Raw genomic sequence first — 743 nt, 5'->3', positions numbered from 1 at the left:
GTATTTGCCGATATTGATCCGAAGACATATAATATCGACCCCGCGAAGCTAGAAGCAGCCATCACACCGCGCACAAAAGCGATTATCCCGATCCATATCTTCGGTCAGCCGGTAGACATGGATGAGGTGATGGCGATCGCCACCAAACATAATGTGCATGTGATCGAAGACGCCTGCCAGGCAATCGGCTCCAAGTATAACGGCAAGCGCATCGGCTCCATCGGTACAGCGGGCTGCTTCTCCTTCTTCCCGACGAAAAATCTGGGAGGGTATGGAGATGGCGGTATCGTTGTGACCAATGACGATGAACTGGCCCGCAAAATTCAAATTCTGCGCGTACACGGCAGCAATCCGAAATACTATCATTCCATCATCGGCTACAACAGCCGTCTAGATGCCCTGCAAGCTGCCATGCTGCAGGTCAAACTGAAATACATCGACCAATGGAATCAACAGCGACGCGATAAAGCAGCGATCTATAACGAAGCATTGAAAGATTTGCCGATCACTCTGCCTTATGTAAAAGAAGGACGAGAAGCGGTCTTCCATCTGTACATTATCCAAACCGAATACCGTGATGAATTGATGGCGTACCTTGGAGAGCACGGCATCGCATCCGGCGTGTACTATCCGGTTCCGCTGCATAAGCAGGAGGTATACAAAGGTCTCGGATACGAGGATGGAAGCTTAGCAGAATCAGAGAAAGCCGCTCTTGGTACGATGGCGCTGCCGCTGTATCCGGA

Annotated in this window: 1 protein-coding gene; it reads left to right on the top strand. The window is 50.7% G+C overall.

Features of this window, described 5'->3' with window-relative positions:
• Positions 1-743, top strand: a 743-nt coding sequence (locus AB3351_RS23540) for a DegT/DnrJ/EryC1/StrS family aminotransferase (protein WP_371149547.1), incomplete at both ends; no start/stop codon positions are given.

It is taken from the genome of Aneurinibacillus sp. REN35 (assembly GCF_041379945.2).
GTDB lineage: Bacteria > Bacillota > Bacilli > Aneurinibacillales > Aneurinibacillaceae > Aneurinibacillus.
The sequence above is the reverse complement of the archived record's forward strand: the minus strand, read 5'-3'. Positions and strand labels throughout refer to the sequence as shown.